Source organism: Pseudomonas sp. AC083 (assembly GCF_979253165.1).
Window position 1 is genome coordinate 54,595 of sequence record NZ_CEEDDH010000017.1, and the last position, 25,326, is coordinate 79,920.

The following is a 25,326-nucleotide window of genomic DNA, read 5'->3' on the forward strand; positions in this document are numbered from 1 at the left end:
CTGCTGCGTCCGGCTCGGCATGGTAGCGCAGATGGCGGCGCGAAGGGTGTTGGTGTCTGCCCGGGCCTCTTCGCGAGCAGGCTCGCTCCCACCTTGGAATACGATTCCCTGTGGGAGCGAGCCTGCTCGCGAAAGCGGTTTATCAGGCGCCGACAACCCCGCCGTCTTCGCGAGTAATCGCCATCACCGAGGACCTTGGCTTGCCATTGGGCAGATGCTCGGGGAAGGTCGAACCGCCGTTCTCGCCGGGATGCTGGATGCCGACAAACAGGGTCTTCTGATCCGGCGAGAAGCTGATGCCGGTCACTTCGCAACCGACCGGCCCGACCATGAAACGGCGAATCTCACCGGTCGCAGGATCGGCGCAGAGCATCTGGTTGTTGCCCATGCCGGCGAAGTCGCCAGCGTTGCTCGAGTCGCCGTCGGTGAGAATCCACAGGCGGCCGGCGTTGTCGAAACCCAGACCGTCGGGGCTGTTGAACATGTTCTGCGGGGTGATGTTCGATGAGCCACCCTTCGGCGTCCCGGCATGCACGCCCGGGTTGCCGGCGACCACAAACAGATCCCAGGCAAAGGTCTTCGAAGCGTGATCGTCGCGGTCGGTGCGCCAGCGCAGAATCTGCCCATAGACGTTCTTCTCGCGCGGGTTCGGCCCGCCCACCGGTTGGCCGTCTTCGCCGCGCTTGGCGTTGTTGGTCAGGGTGCAATAAACCTGGCCGTCCTTGGGGCTGACGACGATCCACTCCGGGCGGTCCATGCGTGTTGCGCCAACGACGCTGGCGGCAAGGCGCGCGTGGATCAGCACTTCGGCCTGATCGGCAAACCCGCTGCTGGCGTCGATGCCGTTCTTGCCGTGGGTCAGTTCGATCCACTGGCCCTGGCCTTTCGGGTGATCAGGGTTGCCGTCGCCGGCATCGAATTTGGCCACATACAACGTGCCGTGATCGAGGATGTCGCGGTTGGCTTTCTGATTGCGATGGTTGATGCGATCGCGGCTGACGAATTTATAAATGAACTCGCCACGCTCGTCGTCGCCCATGTACACCACAGCGCGACCATCGTCGGTCTCGGCCAGCGCGGCGTTTTCATGTTTGAAGCGGCCCAGCGCGGTGCGTTTGACCGGAGTCGATTGCGGATCGAACGGATCGATCTCGACCACCCAGCCGTGACGGTTGAGCTCATTGGGGTTCTTGGCCATGTCGAAACGCGGGTCGTGCGGGTGCCAGTTGATGTCTTTGCTGCTGGCGACAACGCCATAGCGCTTTTGCGCGGCATCGAACTGCTGCTGGGCGTTGCTGCTGCCGAAGCAGTCGGTGAAGTTTTCTTCGCAGGTCAGGTAGGTGCCCCACGGTGTCTTGCCGTTGGCGCAGTTCTGGAAGGTGCCGAGGACTTTTTTGCCGTGCTTGTCGGCGGCGGTTTTCATCAAGTCGTGGCCGCGGGCCGGACCGCTGATGCGCAGCGGCGAGTTACCGTGAATCCGACGGTTGTAGCGCGAGCCCTGGACGAATTGCCACAGGCCGTTCTTGCGCTGCACTTCGATCACCGACACGCCTTCGCAGGCCAATGCCTTGCGCACGTCTTCAGCCGACTGCGGCATGCCGCCATGCGGATATAGATAGCGATAGTTGGTGTATTCGTTGTTGATCGCCATCAGCGCGCGGTTCTTGTCGTCCGGGAAGGCGAACAGGCTCATGCCGTCATTGTTGTCGCCGAACTGCACTTCCTGTGCGGCAGCGGTGCCGTTACCGCTCGGATCGAAGGCCGGGCCGTTCTTGTGCAACGGCTGGCCCCAACTGATCAGCACCGAAGACTTGTAGCCCTTGGGCAGGCTGATGGCGTCGGTGGTCGCCGCCGGAATGCTCTCGAAACCGAGCAGGCGGCTGTTGCCGGCGCTGACGCTGGCGGCCATGACGCTGCGGCTCAACAGGTTGCCGCCGAGGAACATCGCCGCGCCGCACAAGGCACCGGCGCTGATGAAACCGCGACGGCTGAGGCCGACCATTTTTTCCAGATCAGTGGATTGGTTTTCTTCTAATAGGCTCACATCAGGCTCCCTGCTTGGTTATGGGCAACACCTTAATGCGGGTCGATGACGCTTTTGTGGCAAGACAAATCAGAGCGGCGTGCCGATCAGCACGTTGGACGGCGCGCATTGCACCTGCATCGCAGACCCCACGGCGAGTTGCTGGTTGCGCAAGTGCAGCGGTTCGGCCAAGGCGCAAAGTGTCTGGCCGTTGGGCAGGGAAATGCGCACCTCGCTGGGACCGTCCTCGGCATCGAGGATGGCTTCGATGGTGCCGCGCAGGACATTGTGTCCGGGCGTGGCCGGCTGATCGGAGCCGAGCAACTCAAGCCAGCCAGCCTTGATCAGCGCCATCACTTCGGTACCGACCTGCAATTCCAGATGCACGGTGCTGTCGTGGGTGATCTGTGCCTCCAGAGCAATGCCTTCTGCCAGTTCGAGGCGGATCAGATCGTTGCGCCCCTGCGCCTGAATGGCCGCGACCGTGCCATGCAGCTGATTGCGCGCGCTGGTCCTGAGCATCAGCCGCCCGAGCAGGTCGAGATCACTGGCGTCTTCGGCCGCTTCCAACACCTGCGCCTGCAACGCCTGCAATTTCTGATACAGGCGCAGCACTCGCTCGCCCTCGCTGGACAGTCTGGCGCCTCCGCCACCCTTGCCGCCCACCACGCGCTCGACCAAGGGTTTCTGCGCCAGGTTGTTCAACTCATCGATCGCATCCCATGCCGCCTTGTAACTGAGCCCCGCGCTTTTCGCCGCACGGGTGATCGAGCCCTGCTCGGCGATGTGTTGCAGCAGGGCAATGCGCTGCGGACGGCGGACGATGTGTTGGGAGAGCAGGGTGGGCAGGGACATGGCAGAACGCTTCTGGCTCGGGCGATGAGAGGGACGTTGGCCACTTGCAACGCATGAGTCAAGCCTGACGCAAAGCCCCCTGTGGGAGCGAGCCTGCTCGCGAAAGCGGTCTGACCAACAACATCTTTGTTGAATGTGACACCGATTCGCGAGCAGGCTCGCTCCCACAGGAGATCTGTATTCGCTTCAGGTACCGGGCTTCGGCGTCCGGGCCAGGCAATACACATCAACCCGCGCCGCACCTGCATTCATCAACAACCGCGCCAGCGCTTGAGCGGTCGCGCCCGTGGTCAGAACATCATCCACCAGCGCGAAATGGCGGCCGCTTACCTCTGCATCAGGCGCCAGCGCAAAGGCATTGCGCAAATTGCGTTTGCGCGCCTTGGCATCGAGATCCTGTTGAGCATCGGTGTCGATGACTCGCCGCAGCAGCTGTTCTTCACAGGGCAAACCCAGCGAAACACTCAACCAGCGCGCGAGCATCGCCGCCTGATTGAATCCTCGCCGACGCAGGCGTTTATTGGCCAGCGGCACCGGTAGCAGCACGTCGGGTCGCGGCAAGTCCTCGGCGAAGCGATGCTGCAGGTATTGGCCGAGAACGTCGGCGAGCAGGTGACCAAACGGCCATTTCGCGTTGTGTTTAAAGCGTGTAATCAGACTGTCCACGGGGAAGCCATAAACCCAGGGCACGGCGACCTGCTCGAAGGCCGGAGGCTCTAGCAGGCACTCGCCGCAAGTCAGGCCATCCGCCGCCAGCGGCAAAGCGCAGCTCTGACAATGACTGCCGAGCCAGGGCAATTCGGTTTCGCAGGCCTCGCACATTGGCATTTGTGCTTCAGCGGGCTCATCGCACAGCAAACAGGTCTGTACGTTTTTTAAACAGATGTAAACCGGTCCCTGGTATTGCGGTTGACAGCGCATCGCTCTTCCTTAAATATGCCGAACATCCGTGTAGCGCCTGTGGATATTCCATTTTCCCCGGCGCCAGCCAAGCATAACCAAGGAATTGCCCATGAGCGCGAGCACCACCGCCACCCTGCGTCACGATTGGTCTCTGGCCGAAGTCAAAGCACTCTTCGTACAGCCATTCAACGACTTGCTGTTCCAGGCGCAAACGGTGCACCGCGCGCATTTCAACGCCAACCGCGTGCAGGTCTCGACACTGCTGTCGATCAAGACCGGCGCCTGCCCGGAAGACTGCAAGTACTGCCCGCAGTCCGGGCACTACAACACCGGTCTGGAAAAAGAAAAACTGATGGAAGTGCAGAAGGTCCTCGAAGAAGCGGCCCGCGCCAAAGCCATTGGTTCGACGCGATTCTGCATGGGCGCGGCGTGGAAACATCCGTCGGCCAAAGACATGCCGTATGTGTTGAAGATGGTTGAAGGGGTGAAAGCCTTGGGCCTGGAAACCTGCATGACCCTCGGACGTCTCGATCAGGAGCAGACCGAGGCGCTGGCCAAGGCCGGTCTCGATTACTACAACCACAACCTCGACACTTCGCCGGAGTTCTACGGCAGCATCATCACCACCCGCACTTACAGCGAACGTCTGCAGACGTTGGCTTACGTGCGTGAGTCGGGGATGAAAATCTGCTCCGGCGGCATTCTCGGCATGGGCGAATCGCTGGACGATCGCGCTAATCTGCTGATCCAGTTGGCCAACCTGCCGGAGCACCCGGAGTCGGTGCCGATCAACATGCTGGTGAAAGTCGCCGGCACGCCGCTGGAAAACGCCGAAGACATTGACCCGTTCGACTTCATCCGCATGCTCGCCGTCGCGCGCATCCTCATGCCGCAATCCCATGTGCGCCTGTCCGCCGGTCGCGAAGCGATGAACGAGCAGATGCAGGCCCTGGCATTTTTCGCCGGCGCCAACTCGATTTTCTACGGCGACAAATTGCTCACCACCGCCAACCCGCAGGCGGACAAGGACATGCAGCTGTTCGCGCGCCTCGGTATCCAGCCGGAAGCTCGCGAAGAGCATTCCGATGAGGTTCATCAGGCTGCGATCGAGCAGGCACTGGTGGAGCAGAAGAGTAGCGAGCAGTTCTACAACGCTGCGGTGTAATAAACCGCGCGGATTGCCCTGAAGGAATGCAAAACCCCTGTGGGAGCGAGCCTGCTCGCGAAAGCGGTTTGGCCGCCAACATCCCTGTTGGATGTGACGCCCATTCGCGAGCAGGCTCGCTCCCACAGGGGATCTGTGTCATTTGAAAATCGAGGCCTGCATGTCTTTCGATCTCGCCGCACGCCTTGCTGCCCGCCGTGCCTACAACCTCTACCGGCAGCGCCCGCTACTCGAATCGCCGCAAGGGCCGGAAGTGGTGGTGGACGGCCAACCACTGCTCGCTTTCTGCAACAACGACTATCTGGGCCTGGCCAATCATCCGCAGGTGATCGAAGCCTGGCGCGCCGGTGCCGAGCGTTGGGGGGTCGGCGGTGGCGCGTCGCATCTGGTGATCGGCCACAGCAGCCCGCATCACGCGCTGGAGGAAGCACTCGCCGATCTGACCGGGCGACCGCGTGCGCTGTTGTTCACCACCGGCTACATGGCCAACCTCGGCGCGGTCACCGCGCTGGTCGGGCAGGGCGATACGGTGCTCGAGGACCGGCTCAATCACGCTTCTTTGCTGGATGCGGGCCTGTTGTCCGGCGCGCGTTTCAACCGCTATCTGCACAACGACGCCGAAAGCCTGGGCAAACGCCTGGAGAAAGCCACTGGCAACACACTGGTGGTGACCGATGGCGTATTCAGCATGGACGGTGACATCGCCGACCTGCCGGCGCTGGCCCGCGCGGCCAAGGCCAAAGGCGCGTGGCTGATGGTCGACGATGCCCACGGCTTCGGCCCGTTGGGCGCCAACGGTGGCGGCATCGTCGAGCATTTCGGCCTGAGCCAGGACGATGTGCCGGTGCTGGTCGGCACTCTCGGTAAAGCCTTCGGCACAGCCGGGGCCTTTGTCGCCGGCAGCGAAGAGTTGATCGAAAGCCTGATCCAGTTCGCCCGCCCGTATATCTACACCACCAGCCAACCACCGGCGCTGGCCTGCGCGACGCTGAAAAGCCTCGAGCTGTTATGCAGCGAACACTGGCGCCGTGAACACTTGCAGACGCTGATTCGCCAGTTCCGCCACGGCGCCGAGCAGATCGGACTGGAGCTGATGGACAGCTTCACGCCGATCCAGCCGATCATGATCGGCGATGCCGGCCGCGCCGTGCGGTTGTCGCAGATGCTGCGCGAGCGCGGGCTGATGGTTACTGCGATTCGCCCACCGACCGTGCCGGCCGGCAGCGCGCGGTTGCGCGTCACGCTGACCGCCGCCCACAGCGAAGCTCAAGTGCAACAGTTGCTGGAAGGATTGGCAGATTGTTTCGCCCGATTGTCGTTGGAGCCAAGCCATGCGTAATCGTCTGATCCTGCTGCCCGGCTGGGGCCTCGGCGTGTCGCCGCTGGAACCGCTGGCCGCAGCATTGCGTGGCCTCGACGAACATCTGCAAGTCGAGATCGAACCGCTGCCGGAGCTGGATTCCGCTGATCTTGAAGACTGGCTCGACGAACTCGATGCGCGCATTCCACAGGAAGTCTGGCTCGGTGGCTGGTCGCTGGGCGGCATGCTCGCCTCTGAGTTGGCGGCACGACGCGGTGAGGCGTGCTGCGGGCTGCTCACGCTGGCAAGCAACCCTGCGTTTGTTGCTCATGAACAGTGGCCGAGCGCGATGCCCGGCGAGACTTTCGATGCGTTTCTTGCCGGTTGCCAGGCCGACCCGCGTACCACGCTCAAGCGCTTCGCTCTGCTATGTGCGCAAGGTTCACCAGACTCGCGTGGCTTGTCGCGCTTGCTGCTCGGTGGTGCACCGGCAGCCGCGCCGACTGCGCTGATGGCGGGTCTGGAGCTCCTTGCGCAACTGGACACACGCCAAGCGTTGCTGGGGTTTCGCGGCCCGCAGTTTCATCTGTTCGGCGGACAGGATGCGCTGGTCCCGGCGGAAGCGGCCGGCGCATTGTTCGCGCTGTTGCCGGATATCGAAATTGGTCTGATCGAACAGGCCAGCCATGCTTTTCTGCTGGAAGACCCGCACGGAGTCGCGGGCGCGATCCAGGCTTTTCTTCATGAGTGCGCTGATGACTGATCTGTCCCTTGTGCTGCCTGGGGGCTTGCCCGACAAGCGTCAGGTGGCGGCGTCTTTTTCCCGTGCTGCGGCCAGTTACGACAGCGTCGCCGAGTTTCAGCGTGACGTCGGCACGCAGCTGCTTGCGCGTTTGCCTGGGAGTTTCATGCCGTCGCGGTGGCTCGATCTCGGTTGCGGCACCGGCTATTTCACCCGTGCGCTGGCCTCGCGTTTCACCCAGGGCAGCGGTGTCGCGCTGGACATTGCCGAGGGCATGCTCAATCACGCACGGCCATTGGGTGGCGCTGAGCATTTCATTGCTGGCGATGCCGAACGGCTGCCGTTGCAGGATGCGAGCGTCGATCTGATTTTCTCCAGTCTCGCGGTGCAGTGGTGCGCCGACTTCGAGGCGGTGCTCAGCGAAGCCTTGCGCGTGCTTAAACCGGGCGGGATTTTTGCCTTTGCTAGTCTGTGTACAGGGACGCTGTTCGAGTTGCGTGAGAGTTGGCAGCAGGTCGACGGGCTGGTGCACGTCAATCGCTTCCGCGAGTTCGCCCGCTATGAACAGTTATGTGCCGGCAGTGGCATGCGCATTTTGGCGCTGCAGAATCAGCCGCACGTGTTGCATTACCCGGATGTGCGCAGCCTGACTCACGAGCTGAAGGCGCTGGGTGCACACAATCTGAATCCCGGGCGGCCGGGCGGTTTGACCGGCCGGACGCGGATTCTCGGGCTGATCGACGCGTATGAGCGCTTCCGTCAGGCGTCGGGGCTGCCGGCAACGTATCAGGTGGTATACGCCGTGTTGGAGAAACCTCTATGAGCGCAGCCTATTTCATCACCGGTACCGACACCGATGTCGGCAAGACCACCGTTGCTGCCGGATTGCTCCATGCGGCGCGGTCGGCAGGCTTGAGCACGGCGGCGGGCAAACCGGTGGCATCGGGTTGCGACGTCACGCCCAAAGGCTTGCGTAATTCCGATGCTTTGGCGCTGCTGGCCGAATGTTCGTTGCCGCTGACTTATCAACAGGTCAACCCGGTGGCGTTCGAGCCAGCGATCGCTCCGCATCTGGCGGCGCGCGAAGCGGGAGTGGCGCTGACGGTGCAATCGCTGCTGGCGCCGATGCGCGGGATTCTGGCGATGAACGCCGATTTCACTCTGATCGAAGGCGCGGGCGGCTGGCGGGTGCCGTTGGCGGATCAGGACAATCTCTCGGACCTGGCGATTGCGCTGAAGCTGCCGGTGATTCTGGTGGTGGGCGTGAGGCTTGGGTGCATCAGTCATGCGTTGCTGACCGCCGAGGCGATTGCCCGCGATGGCCTGCAATTGGCGGGGTGGGTGGCCAATATTATCGATCCGAAAACTTCGCGGCTGGAGGAAAACCTTGCGACCCTGGCCGAGCGCATCCCCGCGCCATGCCTGGGCCGGGTGCCGAAACTCAAGGCGTTGAGCGCCGAAGCGGTGGCCGAGCATTTGCAACTGGATTTGCTCGATTAAGGTTCTCGCTATGAACAGGCACTGTGCCATTAGTGTTTTTGACGGGTGTTTTGCCGGCGCGTCTGCTTCAATGGCGAGCATTGATCCTTTGCAGGGATGAGAGTGACGATGGAAATCTCCGGCAACACAGCTTTTTATGCGGGACTGAGCTCGATTCAGTCCGGGCAGAACCGCGTTGATCAGGCGGCCAGCCAGATCGCCAACAACACCATCGAACGTTCGGTGACCAGCCAGTCGTCCGAAGTGCAGGTCAATCGCCTTCGCGGCGTGGATCGCGCACAGGAATCGGATCTGGCGAGCAATATCGTCGAGCTGTCGCAGGGCAAGATTCAGGCAGAGCTGGGTGTGAAGGTGGCCAAGGCATCCGACGAAGTGCTCGGGACGATCATCGATACCTTTGCCTGAATGAATTTGTTCTAGATCCCGAAACGCCGCGCCATGTCGCGGCGTTTTTCGTTTAAGTCCTTCTTGCTCAACTAATCTTTTTACAACGCCCGTGGCTTACGTGAAGTCGCGGCGATTTCTCGTTTCCGGCATTTGGAGAGCGTGATGACGAACGGCAAAAGATCGATGCTTGACAAGATTTCGGCGTAAACGTATGTTTCAAACAACTGTTTGACCGTCACAACAACTCAACACGGTCGTTCATTCCCGGTTACATCAGCAGAGGTTTATCGCTATGCCTGACTACAAGGCCCCCTTGCGTGATATTCGCTTCGTTCGTGACGAACTGCTCGGCTACGAAGCGCACTATCAGAGCCTGCCAGCGTGCGCAGACGCCACGCCGGACATGGTTGACGCCATCCTCGAGGAAGGCGCCAAGTTTTGTGAGCAGGTACTGGCGCCGCTGAACCGCGTGGGCGACATCGAAGGCTGCACCTGGAGCGAGTCCGGCGTGAAAACCCCGACTGGCTTCAAAGAAGCGTACAAGCAATTCGTCGAAGGCGGCTGGCCAAGCCTGGCCCACGACGTTGAGCACGGCGGTCAGGGTCTGCCTGAGTCGCTGGGCCTGGCGGTAAGCGAAATGGTCGGCGAAGCCAACTGGTCGTGGGGCATGTACCCAGGCCTGTCGCACGGTGCGATGAACACCATCTCCGAGCACGGCACCCCTGAGCAGCAGGAAGCCTATCTGACCAAACTGGTCTCCGGCGAATGGACCGGCACCATGTGCCTGACCGAACCGCACTGCGGCACCGACCTGGGCATGCTGCGCACCAAGGCCGAGCCTCAGGCCGACGGTTCCTACAAAGTCTCCGGCACCAAGATCTTCATCTCGGCCGGCGAACACGACATGGCCGATAACATCGTCCACATCGTACTGGCGCGTCTGCCGGATGCTCCGGCTGGCACCAAAGGCATCTCGCTGTTCATCGTGCCGAAATTCCTGCCCAACGCAGATGGCTCCATCGGCGCGCGCAACGCAGTGAGCTGCGGTTCGCTGGAACACAAGATGGGCATCCACGGCAACGCCACCTGCGTGATGAACTTCGATGGCGCCACTGGTTACCTGATCGGCCCGGCGAACAAAGGTCTGAACTGCATGTTCACCTTTATGAACACCGCCCGTCTCGGTACCGCGCTGCAAGGTCTGGCTCACGCCGAAATCGGCTTCCAGGGCGGTCTGAAATACGCTCGTGATCGCCTGCAAATGCGCTCGCTGACTGGCCCGAAAGCGCCGGACAAAGCCGCTGACCCGATAATCGTCCACCCGGACGTGCGCCGCATGCTGTTGACCATGAAGGCGTTCGCCGAAGGCAACCGCGCGATGGTCTACTTCACTGCGAAGCAGGTCGACATCGTCAAATACGGCGTCGATGAAGAAGAGAAGAAGAAGGCCGACGCACTGCTGGCGTTCATGACCCCGATCGCCAAAGCGTTCATGACCGAAGTCGGTTTTGAAGCCGCCAACCACGGCGTGCAGATCTACGGCGGCCACGGCTTCATCGCCGAGTGGGGCATGGAGCAGAACGTTCGCGACAGCCGCATCTCGATGCTGTACGAAGGCACCACCGGCATTCAGGCTCTGGACCTGCTCGGCCGTAAAGTGCTGATGACTCAAGGCGAAGCTCTGAAAGGCTTCACCAAGATCGTCCACAAGTTCTGCCAGACCAACGAAGGCAACGAAGCCGTCCAGGAATTCGTCGCGCCGCTGGCTGCACTGAACAAGGAATGGGGCGAGCTGACCATGAAGGTTGGTATGGCTGCCATGAAAGATCGCGAAGAAGTCGGCGCGGCCTCCGTGGACTACCTGATGTACTCCGGCTATGCCTGCCTGGCCTACTTCTGGGCAGACATGGCGCGTCTGGCTGCGGAAAAACTGGCCGCCGGTACCAGCGACGAGGCGTTCTACACCGCCAAGCTGCAAACCGCGCGCTTCTACTTCCAGCGCATCCTGCCGCGTACCCGTACGCACGTGGCCACTATGCTGTCGGGTGCTGGCAATCTGATGGACATGAAAGAAGAAGACTTCGCGCTGGGCTACTAAGCCTTAACGCAGTCTGAGGAAAACCGCTGCTCCCGTTAGGGGGCAGCGGTTTTTTTGTTGGCGGATCGCTCAGATAGTCGAGCTTCCGGCCGTTATAGAGACCGTGTGTGATCTGGATCACATTGTGTGGGCTTGGCCGCACTTTGCAGGCACAATGCCATCTCTTTGCTATGACGGGTCGGAGCTTACCCTTGCCGCGTTCTTCCGCTGTACGTTTCAGCCATTTCCTGCCATCACTGCTGTTATTGCTTGCGGGGCTGGCGGCCGCGTACGTCAAAGACCTCAGCGTGTTTTTCACGTCGCTGTTCAACGTTCTGCCGACATTGGTTCTGCTCCTCGGTGGCGCTTATTGCGCGGTGTATCGACGTCAGCGCGAACTGTTTCTGATGCTCACGGTGTACATCGCCTACTTTCTGCTGGACACCCAGACCGATTTCTACCGCGACAACGGCAAGGTTCGCGAGGACGCTGCGGTGGTGTTTCATCTGGTCTGCCTGCTGCTGCCGTTGTTGTTCGGGTTGTTCGCGGCGTGGCAGGAGCGTACCCATCTGTTTCAGGACATGGTCGCGCGTTTTGCCGTGCTGCTGGCATTTGGCAGCGTGGCGCTGGGCTTGGAGCAAAGTTACCCACAGGCGCTACTGCTGTGGTTGTCGGAGATCCGCTGGCCGGCGCTGCACGGGGCATGGATGAGTCTCATCCAGTTGTCCTATCCGGTGTTCATCTCGGCCTTCCTGCTTCTGGCCTGGCAATACTGGCGCAACCCGCGCCCGTTGCACGCGGCGCAACTGGTTGGCTTGCTCGGGGTGTTCTGGATGCTGCCGAAGACCTTCATTCTGCCGTTCACCCTGAACATCATGTGCAGTCAGGTGATGCTGATGATCGCCGCAGCGGTTGCACATGAGGCCTATCAAATGGCCTTCCGCGACGAGCTCACCGGTCTGCCGGGACGACGTGCGCTCAACGAACGTATGCAGCGCCTGGGGCGCAACTACGTGCTGGCGATGAGCGACGTCGATCACTTCAAGAAATTCAATGACACCCACGGTCATGATGTCGGTGACCAGGTGCTGCGCCTGGTCGCCAGCAAACTGTCGAAAATCAGTGGCGGCGGTAGGGCGTATCGCTACGGCGGTGAGGAGTTTGCCTTGGTGTTCGCAGGCAAAACCCTTGAGGAATGCATGCCGCACCTGGAAGTAATCCGTGAATCGATTGCGTCCTACAGCATTCAGTTGCGCAACCAGGAAAACCGCCCGCAGGACGACCAGCAAGGACGCCAGCGCCGCAGCGGTTCCGGCGCCTCGGCGGTGTCGGTGACGGTGAGCATCGGCGTCGCCGAACGTGTCGAGCAGCGCACCCCTGAAGAAGTGCTCAAGTCCGCCGACCAGGCGTTGTACAGCGCCAAGGGCGCCGGGCGTAACTGCGTCATGGCGTTCGGGCAGAACCGCCGTGGCGCGGTGCGCATGGACGCTGCTGCGGGTTGAGTGATGACGGCGCATTCAGCGCCTGCACGATGATTGTCGCGCGTGGTGGCCGGCAGTAGGTTGGAGGAATCTGCTGACGGAGAAGCCACCATGCCCGAGTACAAAGCTCCCCTGCGCGACATGCGCTTTCTGATCGATCACGTCTTCGACTTCCATACCAGCTACGCCAGTCTCGGCGCGCATGACGCCAGCCCGGACATGATCAGCGCGATCCTCGAAGAAGGCGCGAAGTTCTGCGAGAACGTGCTGGCCCCGCTCAATCGCAGCGGCGATGAAGAGGGCTGCCATTTCGACAACGGCGTGGTGACAACGCCTACAGGCTTCAAGCAGGCCTTCGCTCAATATGTCGAGGGCGGCTGGCATGGGTTGGCGGCTGATCCGGCTTACGGTGGCCAAGGGTTGCCTAGCTCGCTGGGGCTGGTGATCAGCGAAATGGTCGGTTCCAGTAACACGTCCTGGGGCATGTACCCGGGCCTGACCCATGGCGCGATGTCGGCGATTCACGCTCACGGCACCGCCGAACAGAAAGACACCTACCTGAGCAAACTCACCGCCGGCCAGTGGACCGGCACCATGTGCCTGACCGAAGCCCACTGCGGCACCGATCTGGGCATCATCAAGACCCGCGCGGTGCCACGGGCCGACGGCAGCTACGCGATCACCGGCAGCAAGATTTTCATTTCCGCCGGCGAGCATGACCTGAGCGACAACATCATCCATCTGGTCCTGGCCAAGCTGCCGGACGCACCGGCCGGAACCAAGGGCATTTCCCTGTTTATCGTGCCCAAGTTCCTGCCCGATGCAGCAGGCGAAGCGGGAGAGCGCAATGGCGTTTCCTGCGGCTCGATCGAGCACAAGATGGGCATCAAGGCTTCAGCCACCTGCGTGCTGAACTTCGATGCTGCCACCGGTTATCTGATCGGCGAGCCGAACAAAGGCCTCAACTGCATGTTCACCATGATGAACCACGCGCGCCTCGGCACCGGCATGCAGGGGCTGTGTCTGGGCGAGGCGAGTTTCCAGGGCGCGATCAAGTACGCCAACGACCGCCTGCAAATGCGTGCGCTGACCGGCGCCAAGGCCCCGGAAAAACCTGCTGACCCGATCATCGTCCACCCCGATGTGCGGCGCATGTTGCTGACCATGAAAGCCTTCAACGAAGGCAACCGCGCGCTGACCTATTTCACCGCGCAGATGCTCGATGTCGCGCACCTGAGCAGCGGCGCCGAGGGGCGTCAGGAAGCCGAAGACCTGTTGGCGTTCCTCACGCCGATCTGCAAGGCGTTCATGACCGACACCGGGCTGGAAGTGACCAATCACGGCATGCAGGTATTCGGCGGCCACGGTTTCATTCGTGAGTGGGGCATGGAGCAACTGGTGCGCGATTGCCGGATCGCGCCGATCTACGAAGGCACCAATGGCATTCAGGCGCTGGACCTGCTCGGGCGCAAGGTGCTGGGCAGTCAGGGCAAGCTGCTGCGGGGCTTTACCAAAATCGTCCACAAGTTCTGCGCAGCGAACGCCGGCCACGCGCAATTGGGCGGCTTCGTCGCGCAACTTGACGGGCTCAACCAACAGTGGGGCGACCTGACCATGAAGGTCGGTATGGCCGCCATGAAGAACCCGGACGAAGTCGGTGCCGCATCGGTCGATTATCTGATGTACAGCGGCTACATCATCCTTGGCTACCTGTGGCTGCGCATGGCGTTGGTTGCCCAGGCACAGTTGGAGGCGGGCGAGGGTGAGGCTGATTTTCTCAAGGGCAAACTGGCGACGTGCGAGTTCTACTTCAAGCGCTTGTTGCCGCGTACGGCTGCGCATCAGGCAGCGATCGAGGCGGGCAGTGATTGTTTGATGAATTTGCCGGCGCAGGCTTTTGCTTTGTAGGGCAGATCGAAAGATCGCGGCGATCTTTTTCCGGTGACTAAAAATAACAAATCAGTCACCGGCTGACCCTATGTGTCGCAAAAGTTGTTGAGGTACACTCGGGCTAAGAAAACATCATTCCACGAACCACCTGTTTAGATCTTGCGAGGTTTGCCATGGCTGACTACAAAGCGCCGCTGCGCGATATGCGCTTCGTCCTCAATGAAGTGTTCGAAGTCGCCAAACTCTGGGCCGAGCTGCCGGCGCTGGCCGAGACCGTCGATGCCGAAACCGTTGAAGCGATTCTCGAAGAGGCCGGCAAGGTCACCAGCAAAAGCATCGCGCCACTGAGCCGTGCCGCTGACGAGGAAGGTTGCCATTGGGCGGACGGTGCCGTCACCACCCCGGCCGGTTTCCCACAGGCCTATCAGACTTATGCTGAAGGCGGTTGGGTCGGTGTTGGCGGCGATCCGGCCTACGGCGGCATGGGCATGCCCAAAGCCGTGTCGGCGCAGGTCGAAGAAATGGTCAACTCCGCCAGCCTGGCGTTCGGTCTGTATCCGATGCTGACCGCCGGCGCCTGCCTGTCGATCAACGCTCACGCCAGTGAAGAACTGAAAGCTGCGTACCTGCCGAACATGTACGCCGGCATCTGGGCCGGCTCCATGTGCCTGACCGAGCCGCACGCCGGCACCGATCTGGGGATCATTCGCACCAAAGCCGAACCTCAGGCCGACGGTTCCTACAAGGTCAGCGGCACCAAGATCTTCATCACCGGCGGCGAGCACGACCTCACCGAAAACATCATTCATCTGGTACTGGCCAAGCTGCCGGACGCCCCGGCCGGTCCGAAAGGCATTTCGCTGTTCCTGGTGCCAAAGTTCATGGTCAATGCCGACGGCAGCCTCGGCGCGCGCAACCCGGCCAACTGCGGTTCGATCGAGCACAAGATGGGTATCCAGGCTTCGGCGACCTGCGTGATGAACTTCGACGAAGCCGTCGGCTATCTGGTCGGCGAGCCGAACAAAGGCCTGGCCGCGATGTTCACCATGATGAACTACGAGCGCCTGGGTGTTGGTATTCAAGGCCTGGCCACCGGCGAGCGCTCTTATCAGAACGCTGTTGAATATGCGCGCGATCGTCTGCAGAGCCGTTCGCCGACCGGCGCGCAGAACAAGGACAAAGTTGCTGACCCGATCATCGTCCACCCGGACGTGCGACGCATGCTGCTGACCATGAAAGCCTCGAACGAAGGCGGCCGTGCGTTCTCCACGTATGTGGCGATGCAACTGGACACCGCCAAGTTCAGCGAAGACGCGACCACCCGCAAGCGCGCGGAAGATCTGGTGGCGTTGCTGACGCCGGTAGCGAAAGCCTTCCTGACCGACCTGGGTCTGGAAACCACCGTCCACGGCCAGCAGATTTTCGGCGGCCACGGCTACATCCGCGAGTGGGGGCAGGAGCAACTGGTGCGTGACGTGCGCATCACCCAGATCTACGAAGGCACCAACGGTATTCAGGCGCTGGACCTGGTCGGGCGCAAGATCGTTGGCAGTGGCGGCGCGTTCTACCAGCTGTTCGCTGACGAGATTCGCCATTTCACCGCAACCGCCAGCGCCGATCTGGGCGAGTTCACCAAGCCGTTGAACGATGCCGTCGACACCCTCGACGAGCTGACCGCGTGGCTGCTTGACCGGGCGAAAAACAATCCGAACGAAATCGGCGCGGCCTCGGTCGAATATTTGCAAGCGTTCGGATACACCGCTTACGCCTACATGTGGGCGTTGATGGCCAAAGCCTCGCTGGGCAAGGAAGCGCAAGATGATTTCTATGCGAGCAAGCTGGGCACCGCACGTTTCTATTTCGCCCGTTTGCTGCCGCGTATCCACTCGTTGAGCGCGTCGGTCAAGGCCGGTAGCGAGTCGCTGTTCCTGCTGGATGCGGCGCAGTTCTGATCCGTAGACGTCATGTAAGCATTTGCTTACGTGACGTGCTGCTGTTCTCCCATATCCGTATATTGGATCCACGGCTAATCTACATTTCATGGACGTCGCGCAGGAAGCGCAAAGTAAACAACACGGACACGTAGGATTCTGCCAGGGTGGCGGAGTGAAATGGATGTCAGGGAAACAGTCTGCAAAGCCCCGCTTCGGCGGGGTTTTCTTTTGCTTGAAGAAAAGTTTCAGGCGAGCGGATCTAGAGGCGGCTTCACTTCGCGATCGATCACCTCTTCAAGCAATGTCCGCAGCAATGCCAACGAGGCCTGCTGGCGTTGCACATCTCGGCACACCAGGCCGACTTGCAACGGTACCCGTGGCTCGCTTAGCGGTTTCCACAGCAGATCGGCATCGTCGTATTCCTTTTGCGAACGTCCCGGCAGTACCGTCGCCAGCCGGGTGTGCGGCAGGCTGTCGAGAATCCCCAACATATTGTTCAGCTCGGCCTGCACCTGCGGGCGTCGACCGAGGCTGGTCAGTTGTGCCTGCCAGATCTGCCGAATCTGGAACTCTTCGCCGAGCAGCAGCATTGGCAGTTCAGCAGCCTGGCGCATCGAGACTTTCTTGAACTCGCGCAATGGATGGTCTGCAGGGATCACCAGCGTCAGTTCGTCTTCATACAGCAACACCCCGTGCAGACCGGGTTGGCGCGGCGGCAGATAGCTGATGCCGATGTCCAGCGAACCATTGAGCAGACGCCGCTCGATTTCCAGCCCCGTAAGTTCATAGATCTGCACCACCAGATGCGGCTGCGCCTTGCGCACACGCTCGAGCATTTGCGGCACAAGGCTGGTGTGCACCGTTTGCAGCACACCGATCGCCAGGGTGCGCAATGCCTGCCCCTTGAAGTTACCCAATGCCTCGCGCGCCCGCTGCAAGCCATCGAGCAGCGGCAACGCGTGGTTGTACAGCGTGTGCGCAGCGAGGGTCGGCAGCAGGCGTTTACTGCTGCGTTCGAACAGGGTGACGTCGAGATTCTGCTCCAGCTGACGGATCTGTTGCGACAGCGCCGGTTGCGAGATCGACAAGCGCTCAGCCGCACGGCCGACATGGCCTTCTTCGTAGACCGCGACGAAATAACGCAGTTGTTTGAAATCCATAAGGCGCGCTTATCGAAATGGCTGGGAAATCGAAATGGCCTGAAGCCGTTTGCGCGCCTAGTCTAACCGCATTCACAAGGCTTGCAGGGCCAGAAAGCGTGACGAATTCCATTTGCTTCGTTCGTGATTACATAGGCAGTTCAGAAAACCTCAGGCGAGGTTTTTCCGCATGAATCTGTTCAATTTGCGGCGCCAGACGCCGAGTCTGGATGACCTCACCTTCGAGGCGGGGCCATCCGCTATGACCGACCAGCTCAATGCCCAACGCCTGATGCCCAGTGTCGAGCAGCCGCATCAAGTGTTCGTTCGCGGCCAGGGTTCATGGCTGTGGGACAGCAACGATCGCGCCTACCTCGACTTTTCCCAGGCCGGCGGCGCCAACAGCCTTGGCCACAGCCCCACGGCGCTGGTCAAAGCCATCGCCAATCAGGCCCAGGCACTGATCAATCCCGGCTGCAATCTGCATAATCGCGGCATGCTCAGCCTCGCCGAACGTCTGTGCGCCAGCACGTCCAGCGATCAGGCGTACCTGCTCAACAGTGGCAGCGAGGCTTGTGAGGCGGCGATCAAACTGGCGCGCAAATGGGGCCAACTGCATCGCGGTGGCGCTTCGCGGATCATCGTGGCGCAGCAGGGTTGCCATGGCCGCAGTCTGGCGACGGTCGATCGAGTGCCATTCAACGACCTGCCGGCGCTGCATGCGGCGGTTGATGCGCAGACCGTGGCGATCATGCTGGAGCCGATCCAGAGCGATGCCGGAGTCATTCCGGCGACCGAGCACTACCTCAAAGGCGTCGAGCGACTGTGTCGTGACCTGGGCATTCTGCTGATTCTCGACGAAGTGCAGACGGGTATGGGCCGCTGCGGCAGCTTGCTCGCCGAACAGTCCTACGGCATTCGCGCCGATATCGTCGTGCTCGGCAAAGGCCTTGGCGGCGGCTTGCCGTTAGCGGCCTTGCTGGCGCGAGGCAAGGCCTGCTGCTTCGCCACTGGCGAGCTGAGCGGCACCCATCACGGCAACGCCTTGATCACGGCGGCCGGTCTGGTAGTGCTCGACAGCATCCATGACCGCAGCTTCTTTCAGCAGGTCAACGACAACGGCCAGCACCTGCGCGAACGCCTGGCGCGACTGGCGCACCGCTACGGTCACGGCGAGTTGCGCGGCCAAGGCCTGTTTTACGGGTTGACGCTGTCCGACGAATGCGCCGACGCCGTCGTTCACGCCGCACTTCACGAAGGCCTGATATTGAACGCCGCGCAGCCTGACTGCCTGCGCTTCACCCCGGCCCTCACTGTCAGCAAAGCCAACATCGACGAAATGCTCCTGCGCCTGGGCCGCGCCTTCTCGCGAGTGCGCGCCGCCCAAGTGCAATGCCGCAAGGGCATTGCCGTCTGAGCTGAGCAGCTCCAACCGATTACCCGAACCGTCTCGCGGTATAACGCACGCCCCACGCCTGATTCTTTTGGCGTGGGGCGTTTTTTTGTGGCCGGGTTTTACAGACGGGATTTAGAGCTTGAGGGATCGTACCGCGGATGGTCTTTTAGAGAATGCCAGCAAGGGATGCGGCCACGGCCTGATCGGTATCACCGAAAAAGCCGTTTTGCGATCTGTACCACTGGGTGGTATGTTTTTGGAAGGGATACCTATGCCATTGAGGTTGTTCAAGACCAAACGCTTCGCCCTCCAGGCCAGCAGGGCGTGGATCACAGATGAAGAGTTGCAGGAGGCGTTTCACCAGATGCTTCAGGGACAGGCGGACGATCTTGGCGGAGGCGTGTGGAAGAAGCGCTTGAAGGCGAACCGCCACCGTTCGATTGTTTTGGCAAAAGGTGGACATTACTGGATCTACCAAGTGCTTTTCGCCAAGCAGGATCAAAGCAATATCACGCCAACAGAATTGAAGGATTTACGTAAATTGGCAAAGGTTTATGCGCAACTGACGGAAGAGCAGATCAGCGACTTGTTGGCGATGAAGGAGTTTGTGGAGATATGTCATGAGTAAGAAATTCAAAAGTGAAGTCTTTGAATCGATACACGAATCAGCCGGGGCGTTGCTTGCTGTCGGAGCAATCAACAAAGCAACGATGCGAGAATTCGATGACTCCTGTCTGGCATCGGTTCCCTTAGCGATCCCGGCTGAGGAGATCAAGGCGCTACGCGAGCGTAACAAGGTCAGCCAGCCGGTGTTTGCACGCTATCTCAACACCAGTGCATCCACGGTCAAGCAATGGGAATCGGGTGACAAACATCCCAGCGGTATGGCGCTCAAACTACTGAGCATCGTACAAAAACATGGGTTGAAAATTCTCGCTTGAGCCTAACGCAGCTATTGCACTGAACCCTGACGAACGGCGCAGGTCGATTAGCTTGTATGGCTCAAGTGAGCCAACCCCCATTCAGGAGCTGCCCCATGGATTTCATTCGTATCATCATCGCTATTCTGTTGCCGCCACTGGGCGTGTTTCTGCAGGTCGGGTTTGGCGGGGCGTTCTGGCTGAACATTCTGCTGACGTTGTGCGGCTACATTCCGGGGATCGTGCATGCGGTGTATATCATCGCCAAGCGTTGAGTTCAGTGGCGTCTGATCAATAGCTATCGCGGGCAAGCCCGCTCCCACAGTGTCATGAGTGATCACAATTTTTGTGTACACCAAATAACCTGTGGGAGCGGGCTTGCCCGCGATTGGAGCGACGCAGTCTCAAAGTGAGGGCTCAGTCAGGCAGTCCCATCACTCGCCGATAAAACGTCCACTCCCGCTCCAGCGCATGCGCCTGGTTAGCCGCGCGACGAAAGCCGTGGCGTTCGTCAGGGTAGTAATGCGCTTCGACCGGGATGCCGTTGTGCTCCAGCGCCGCGACCATGTCGCGGGTCTGTTGCGGCACGACCACCGCGTCCAGTTCACCCTGGAAGAAAATCACCGGCACGCGAATGTTGTCTGCGTGCAGTAATGGCGTGCGTGCGGCATAGCGTTCAGCATCTCGCTCGGGATCGCCGATCAGCCAGTCCAGATAATCGCCCTCGAACTTGTGCGTGGCCCGTGCCAGCGCGACCGGATCGCTGACGCCATAGAGGCTGGCGCCTGCGCGGAAAACCTGCCTGAACGCCAGTGCGCACAATGTGGTGTAACCACCTGCACTGCCACCGCGAATGAACGCGCGTTCGCCATCGATCAAGCCTTGATCAGCGAGATAGCTGACCACCGCGCAGGCATCCTCGACATCCACCTCGCCCCAGCGCAAATGCAGCGCTTGACGATATTCGCGACCATAGCCACTGCTGCCGCGATAGTTGAGGTCGGCGACGGCAAAGCCGCGCTGCGTCCAGTACTGGATGCGCGGATCGAGGATCGGATAGCACGCCGACGTCGGGCCGCCGTGGATAAACACCACCAGCGGCGGTTTTGCGTCACCGCTCATGGCCGGGTAGAAGAAGCCGTGCGCCTCGCCGGAGCCGCTCGGATAACGCAAGGTCTGCGGACGGCTGATGCGTTCGGCAGGCAATGGAGCCACGCCGCCAGCGAGGATTTTCACAGCATGAGAGACACGATCAATGGCGATCACTGCCGACGGGCTGGTCGGCGATGCAGCGATGCAATAGATGAATTGTTGATCCATCGCCAAGTGGCGGAAGCGGCTGTAGTCACCGCTGAAATCTTCATTTCCAAGGGCCAGGCGACCGAAACCATCCTCGCTCCAGCTGGCTAAGAATTGATCACCGACAGGCAGCCAAGTGCAGCCGCCCAGTTGCCAGGGCGCGGGCGCGTGATCGGTCTCGGCACTCGGTAGCGCGTGCAAGCCATCAGACGTTTCGCCCCACGGCTGCCAGTAGCCGCCACGATCAGTCAGGCAGTAGAGCCGGCCGTCCGCGTCGAAGCGCGGCTGTTGGATCGACTCTTCCATCTGCGCACCGGCAACACAGCGAGGCGCAGAAAAATCACCTTCCGCGACCATCAACCGCGTCGAGGTCCACGGCTGATGCGGTCGGCTCCACTCGATCCATGCCAACCGCTGGCCGTCGGGGCTCAGCGTTGGCGACGCGTAGAAATCAGCACCTTCGGCCAGCACCTGTCGCGTACCGCTCGCCAGATCAATCGCCAACAGTCGATGCCGATCCTGCTGCTCCTCAACCGCCAATACTCGGCCAGCGGCGAATTGCAGATCGCCGTAGCGGCAGTCAGTCGACGTTAGCGCGACCGGCTCGCCATCCAGCGCCTGCCGATACAGCTGCTGATCCGCTTCATTGACGAAAACCACCCCGTCAGGCGTCAGACAAAACGCACCACCGCCATATTCGTACACGCGGCTACGCACGCTGAAACCGTCCGGCGTCAGACGTTTCGCTGCGCCATCGCGCCAATGCCAGATTCGGCACGCGGCATCCTCGGGGCGGTATTCATTCCAGAACACGCCATGGGCGCCGAGCTGCAGTTCGGCGAAGTCGGTTCCGGCGGCGACGGTTTGGGCGGCGCTGAAAGGCTCAGCCCTTGGCGATGAGGCGTGAGTTTCGTTCATTGCGAAAGGCCAATTGTTCGATGGTTTGAGTGGCGGTCCCGGCTTCTTCGCGGGCCTTGAGGATCACGCCATGATGTTCGGACTTGCTGCACACCGGGTCGGCATTACTGGCGTCGCCGGTGAGCATGAACGCCTGGCAGCGGCAGCCGCCGAAGTCTTTTTCTTTCTCGTCGCAAGAGCGGCACGGCTCGGGCATCCAGTCGTAACCGCGAAAACGGTTGAAGCCGAACGAGTCGTACCAGATGTGTTGCATGCTGTGATCGCGCACGTTGGGAAACTGCACCGGCATCTGGCGGGCACCATGGCAGGGCAGGGCGGTGCCGTCCGGGGTGACGGTCAGGAAGATGCTGCCCCAGCCGTTCATGCAGGCTTTCGGGCGTTCTTCGTAGTAGTCCGGGGTAACGAAAATCAGCTTGCATGGATGCCCTTCGGCTTCCAGTCTGGCCCGGTATTCGTTGGTGATGCGTTCGGCGCGCACCAGTTGTTCCCTGGTCGGCAACAGACCGACACGGTTGAGCTGCGCCCAGCCGTAGAACTGGCAAGTGGCGAGTTCGACGAAGTCAGCCTCCAGCGCAATGCACAGTTCGATAATGCGGTCGATCTTGTCGATGTTGTGCCGATGGGTGACAAAGTTCAGCACCATCGGGTAGCCGTGGGCCTTCACCGCACGAGCCATTTCCAGCTTCTGCGCAAAGGCCTTTTTCGAGCCCGCGAGCAGGTTGTTCACTTGCTCGTCGCTGGCCTGAAAACTGATCTGGATGTGATCAAGCCCGGCCTTTTTGAAGTCGCTGATTTTCTGCTCGGTCAGGCCAATGCCGGAGGTGATCAGGTTGGTGTAGAAACCCAACTGCCGCGCTTCACGGATCAGTTCGGCCAAGTCCTGACGCACCAGCGGTTCGCCGCCGGAAAATCCCAATTGCGCCGCGCCCATCTCCCGCGCTTCGCGAAACACCTTGATCCATTGCTCGGTGGTCAGCTCTTTGCCCTGCTCGGCGAAATCCAGCGGATTGGAGCAGTACGGGCATTGCAGCGGGCAGCGGTAGGTCAGCTCGGCGAGCAGCCACAGCGGCAGGCCGACTTGCGGTTTGGCCGGCAGATCAGCCAAGGGTGAGCCAGTGTTGCTCACGGGCAACCTCCATGAATTGGTCGACGTCGTCACCGAGCTCGGGCACGCCGGGGAACTGCTTGTCGAGTTCGGCAATGATTGCCGCGACATCGCGCTCACCGTCAATCAGGCCGCCAATCAGCGCGGCCGTTTCGTTGAGCTTGATCATGCCTTCCGGGTACAGCAACACATGGCCTTTTTGCGCCGGTTCGTACTGGAAGCGATAGCCCGGGCGCCAGCTCGGCACTTTGCTGCGGTCGAAATTCATAGGGTAATTCCTTTATGCCAGACCCGTTGTTCGGTCACGCTGTGATACGGCGGACGGTTCAGTTCATAGGCCATGCTCATGGCATCGAGCATGCTCCAAAGAATGTCCAGTTTGAACTGGAGAATTTCCAGCATGCGCTCCTGGCCTTCGCGGGTCTTGTAATGCTCAAGCGTGATCGCCAGCCCATGCTCGACGTCACGCCGCGCCTGACCGAGGCGGGTGCGGAAATATTCGTAGCCGGCCGGGTCGATCCACGGGTAATGCTGCGGCCAGCTGTCGAGGCGCGACTGGTGGATCTGCGGCGCGAACAACTCGGTCAGCGAGCTGCTGGCGGCTTCCTGCCAACTGGCGCGACGGGCGAAGTTGACGTAGGCATCGACGGCGAAACGCACGCCGGGCAGCACCAGCTCCTGAGAACGCAATTGGTCCGGGTCGAGGCCAACAGCCTGGCCCAAACGCAGCCAGGCTTCGATGCCGCCATCTTCACCGGGCGCGCCGTCGTGGTCGAGCAGGCGCTGAATCCACTCGCGGCGGATTTCCCGATCCGGGCAATTGGCAAGGATCGCCGCGTCTTTCAGGGGAATGTTCACCTGATAATAGAAGCGGTTGGCGACCCAGCCCTGAATCTGCTCACGGGTGGCGCGGCCTTCGTACATTGCCACGTGGTAAGGGTGGTAGATGTGGTAATAGGCGCCTTTGGCGCGCAGGGCCGCTTCGAATTCGGTGGGGGACAGCGGGGTGTCGGTCATTGCGGTTCTCCGGGGAACAACCGTTGAAATCCTGGGTGTCTATTCGGACGCCTTCGCGAGCAAGCTCGCTCCCACAGGTTTTGTGTACGGCACAGATCCAATGTGGGAGCGAGCTTGCTCGCGAAGAGGCCGGTCGCTACAACACAATACTCATGCCATCAAACGCCACTTCAACATTACGCCGCGCCAGCTCGGCACGCTCCGGCGAATCCTCGTCGAGGATCGGGTTGGTGTTGTTGATGTGGATAAGTACCTTGCGCTGCTCGGGCAACTGCTCCAGCACTTCGAGCATGCCGCCGGGGCCGTTCTGCGCCAGGTGGCCCATCTCGCGACCGGTGCGGGTGCCGACGCCACGGCGCTGCATTTCATCGTCATCCCACAGCGTGCCGTCGACCAGCAGGCAATCGCTGCCCGCCATGATTTCCAGCAGCGGCGCATCGACCTTGCCCAGCCCTGGCGCGTAGAACAGCTTGCCGCCGGTGTTGAGGTCTTCAACGATCAAACCGATGTTGTCGCCCGGATGCGGATCGAAACGGTGCGGCGAATACGGCGGCGCGGCGCTGCGCAACGGCAACGGTGTGAAACGCAGGTTCGGGCAGGCCGCTACGGTGAAGCTCTGGTCGAGCTCGATACGGTTCCAGTCCAGCCCGCCGTTCCAGTGAGTGAGCATCTTGAACAGGGGAAAACCGGTGCTCAGGTCTTCGTGAACCATGTCCGTGCACCAGACCTGATGCGGGCAGCCTTCGCGCAGGCTGAGCAGGCCGGTGGTGTGGTCGATCTGGCTGTCCATCAGGATGATCGCGCTGATGCCGGTGTCGCGCAGGGCGCGGCCTGGTTGCATCGGGGCGAAGCTTTGCAGTTGCGCGCGGATGTCCGGCGAGGCATTGCACAACACCCAGTTCACGCCGTCATCGGAAATGGCGATGGACGATTGGGTACGGGCCTTGGCGTTCAGGCTGCCGTCGCGAAAACCTGCGCAGTTGACGCAGTTGCAGTTCCACTGCGGAAAACCGCCACCGGCGGCCGAACCCAGAATCTGGACGAACATGAACGCTCCATCATTTCAACGCGGAAAATAAAACGCCTCGGCGAGCCGAGGCGTTGCACTGCGATTCTGCGTAGGCAGAACTCAGCGGCTGGCGAAGTACATGGTGACTTCGAAGCCGATACGCAGGTCGGTGTAAGCAGGTTTGGTCCAGGCCATGAGATGTCTCCTTCTGAGGGTTGGGATAGCGCTATCCATAGTTATAGTCCACGGCAGCGCGGTGATGTTCC

Annotated in this window: 24 protein-coding genes; 14 read left to right on the forward strand and 10 right to left on the reverse strand. The window is 60.9% G+C overall.

Annotation, left to right across the window (positions count from 1 at the left end; all coding sequences use genetic code 11):
* Positions 1-142: 142 nt before the first annotated feature.
* From AC0IXA_RS21620 to AC0IXA_RS21630, 3 genes are all read right to left on the reverse strand, one after another.
* Entirely contained in the window at positions 143-2,044 is a 1,902-nt protein-coding gene (locus AC0IXA_RS21620; protein ID WP_471814482.1) for a PhoX family protein, read from the reverse strand.
* 69 nt (positions 2,045-2,113) lie between these two features.
* On the reverse strand, positions 2,114-2,878 hold the full coding sequence (locus tag AC0IXA_RS21625) for a TOBE domain-containing protein (RefSeq protein ID WP_471814483.1): 765 nt from the start codon (positions 2,876-2,878) through the stop codon (positions 2,114-2,116).
* 186 nt (positions 2,879-3,064) lie between these two features.
* A complete protein-coding gene (locus tag AC0IXA_RS21630; RefSeq protein ID WP_471814484.1) occupies positions 3,065-3,799 on the reverse strand; it encodes a double zinc ribbon domain-containing protein in 735 nt (244 codons plus the stop codon).
* Positions 3,800-3,890: 91 nt separating this feature from the next.
* On the opposite strand from AC0IXA_RS21630, the gene bioB reads away from it, so the two are divergent.
* The 10 genes from bioB (at position 3,891) to AC0IXA_RS21680 (ending at position 16,275) form a co-directional block, all read left to right on the forward strand.
* The gene (bioB, locus tag AC0IXA_RS21635; RefSeq protein WP_016772860.1) at positions 3,891-4,946 is read left to right on the forward strand and encodes a biotin synthase BioB; all 1,056 of its coding nucleotides are present in this window, start codon (positions 3,891-3,893) and stop codon (positions 4,944-4,946) included.
* 160 nt (positions 4,947-5,106) lie between these two features.
* Entirely contained in the window at positions 5,107-6,285 is a 1,179-nt protein-coding gene (gene bioF, locus AC0IXA_RS21640) for an 8-amino-7-oxononanoate synthase (protein WP_471814485.1), read from the forward strand.
* Positions 6,278-7,009 carry an alpha/beta fold hydrolase gene (locus AC0IXA_RS21645; RefSeq protein WP_471814486.1) on the forward strand — a complete coding sequence of 244 codons (732 nt, stop codon included), beginning with the start codon at positions 6,278-6,280 and terminating at the stop codon, positions 7,007-7,009. Before bioF ends, AC0IXA_RS21645 begins: the two co-directional genes overlap by 8 nt.
* A complete protein-coding gene (gene bioC, locus AC0IXA_RS21650) occupies positions 7,002-7,811 on the forward strand; it encodes a malonyl-ACP O-methyltransferase BioC (protein WP_471814487.1) in 810 nt (269 codons plus the stop codon). Before AC0IXA_RS21645 ends, bioC begins: the two co-directional genes overlap by 8 nt.
* Positions 7,808-8,488 carry a dethiobiotin synthase gene (gene bioD / locus AC0IXA_RS21655; RefSeq protein ID WP_016772864.1) on the forward strand — a complete coding sequence of 227 codons (681 nt, stop codon included), beginning with the start codon at positions 7,808-7,810 and terminating at the stop codon, positions 8,486-8,488. The genes bioC and bioD overlap by 4 nt, the downstream gene beginning before the upstream one ends.
* A 108-nt stretch (positions 8,489-8,596) precedes the next feature.
* Complete coding sequence (locus AC0IXA_RS21660; protein WP_016772865.1) at positions 8,597-8,893, forward strand: hypothetical protein; 297 nt, start codon at positions 8,597-8,599, stop codon at positions 8,891-8,893.
* 274 nt (positions 8,894-9,167) lie between these two features.
* Positions 9,168-10,973 carry a phenylacyl-CoA dehydrogenase gene (locus tag AC0IXA_RS21665; protein ID WP_133336056.1) on the forward strand — a complete coding sequence of 602 codons (1,806 nt, stop codon included), beginning with the start codon at positions 9,168-9,170 and terminating at the stop codon, positions 10,971-10,973.
* A 191-nt stretch (positions 10,974-11,164) separates the two neighbouring features.
* Positions 11,165-12,454 (forward strand): GGDEF domain-containing protein, encoded by a 1,290-nt coding sequence (locus AC0IXA_RS21670; protein ID WP_039757672.1) that lies wholly within the window; start codon positions 11,165-11,167, stop codon positions 12,452-12,454.
* A 90-nt stretch (positions 12,455-12,544) separates the two neighbouring features.
* Complete coding sequence (locus AC0IXA_RS21675; protein WP_471814488.1) at positions 12,545-14,341, forward strand: acyl-CoA dehydrogenase C-terminal domain-containing protein; 1,797 nt, start codon at positions 12,545-12,547, stop codon at positions 14,339-14,341.
* 155 nt (positions 14,342-14,496) lie between these two features.
* The gene (locus tag AC0IXA_RS21680) at positions 14,497-16,275 is read left to right on the forward strand and encodes an acyl-CoA dehydrogenase C-terminal domain-containing protein (protein WP_016772869.1); all 1,779 of its coding nucleotides are present in this window, start codon (positions 14,497-14,499) and stop codon (positions 16,273-16,275) included.
* Between the two features lie 227 nt (positions 16,276-16,502).
* On the opposite strand, the gene AC0IXA_RS21685 is transcribed toward AC0IXA_RS21680, so the two are convergent.
* Positions 16,503-17,417 (reverse strand): LysR family transcriptional regulator, encoded by a 915-nt coding sequence (locus AC0IXA_RS21685; RefSeq protein ID WP_130902409.1) that lies wholly within the window; start codon positions 17,415-17,417, stop codon positions 16,503-16,505.
* Positions 17,418-17,586: 169 nt separating this feature from the next.
* Here AC0IXA_RS21685 and AC0IXA_RS21690 point away from each other — a divergent pair, with 169 nt between their 5' ends.
* The 4 genes from AC0IXA_RS21690 (at position 17,587) to AC0IXA_RS21705 (ending at position 19,987) form a co-directional block, all read left to right on the forward strand.
* On the forward strand, positions 17,587-18,813 hold the full coding sequence (locus tag AC0IXA_RS21690) for an aspartate aminotransferase family protein (protein WP_471814489.1): 1,227 nt from the start codon (positions 17,587-17,589) through the stop codon (positions 18,811-18,813).
* 250 nt (positions 18,814-19,063) lie between these two features.
* A complete protein-coding gene (locus AC0IXA_RS21695) occupies positions 19,064-19,420 on the forward strand; it encodes a type II toxin-antitoxin system RelE/ParE family toxin (protein ID WP_039757680.1) in 357 nt (118 codons plus the stop codon).
* Entirely contained in the window at positions 19,413-19,733 is a 321-nt protein-coding gene (locus tag AC0IXA_RS21700) for a helix-turn-helix domain-containing protein (protein ID WP_039757682.1), read from the forward strand. Before AC0IXA_RS21695 ends, AC0IXA_RS21700 begins: the two co-directional genes overlap by 8 nt.
* A gap of 95 nt (positions 19,734-19,828) precedes the next feature.
* Entirely contained in the window at positions 19,829-19,987 is a 159-nt protein-coding gene (locus AC0IXA_RS21705) for a YqaE/Pmp3 family membrane protein (RefSeq protein ID WP_003228885.1), read from the forward strand.
* Positions 19,988-20,129: 142 nt separating this feature from the next.
* On the opposite strand, the gene AC0IXA_RS21710 is transcribed toward AC0IXA_RS21705, so the two are convergent.
* The 6 genes from AC0IXA_RS21710 to pqqA form a co-directional block, all read right to left on the reverse strand.
* The gene (locus AC0IXA_RS21710) at positions 20,130-21,929 is read right to left on the reverse strand and encodes an alpha/beta hydrolase family protein (RefSeq protein WP_471814490.1); all 1,800 of its coding nucleotides are present in this window, start codon (positions 21,927-21,929) and stop codon (positions 20,130-20,132) included.
* Positions 21,895-23,055 carry a pyrroloquinoline quinone biosynthesis protein PqqE gene (gene pqqE / locus AC0IXA_RS21715; protein ID WP_341638051.1) on the reverse strand — a complete coding sequence of 387 codons (1,161 nt, stop codon included), beginning with the start codon at positions 23,053-23,055 and terminating at the stop codon, positions 21,895-21,897. Before pqqE ends, AC0IXA_RS21710 begins: the two co-directional genes overlap by 35 nt.
* The gene (gene pqqD, locus AC0IXA_RS21720; RefSeq protein ID WP_341638050.1) at positions 23,027-23,302 is read right to left on the reverse strand and encodes a pyrroloquinoline quinone biosynthesis peptide chaperone PqqD; all 276 of its coding nucleotides are present in this window, start codon (positions 23,300-23,302) and stop codon (positions 23,027-23,029) included. The genes pqqE and pqqD overlap by 29 nt, the downstream gene beginning before the upstream one ends.
* Positions 23,299-24,051, reverse strand: a complete 753-nt coding sequence (gene pqqC / locus AC0IXA_RS21725) for a pyrroloquinoline-quinone synthase PqqC (RefSeq protein ID WP_003228879.1) — start codon at positions 24,049-24,051, stop codon at positions 23,299-23,301. The genes pqqD and pqqC overlap by 4 nt, the downstream gene beginning before the upstream one ends.
* Before the next feature lie 136 nt (positions 24,052-24,187).
* Complete coding sequence (gene pqqB / locus AC0IXA_RS21730; RefSeq protein WP_065616547.1) at positions 24,188-25,099, reverse strand: pyrroloquinoline quinone biosynthesis protein PqqB; 912 nt, start codon at positions 25,097-25,099, stop codon at positions 24,188-24,190.
* Between the two features lie 81 nt (positions 25,100-25,180).
* Complete coding sequence (gene pqqA / locus AC0IXA_RS21735) at positions 25,181-25,255, reverse strand: pyrroloquinoline quinone precursor peptide PqqA (RefSeq protein WP_003444522.1); 75 nt, start codon at positions 25,253-25,255, stop codon at positions 25,181-25,183.
* Positions 25,256-25,326: the final 71 nt, after the last annotated feature.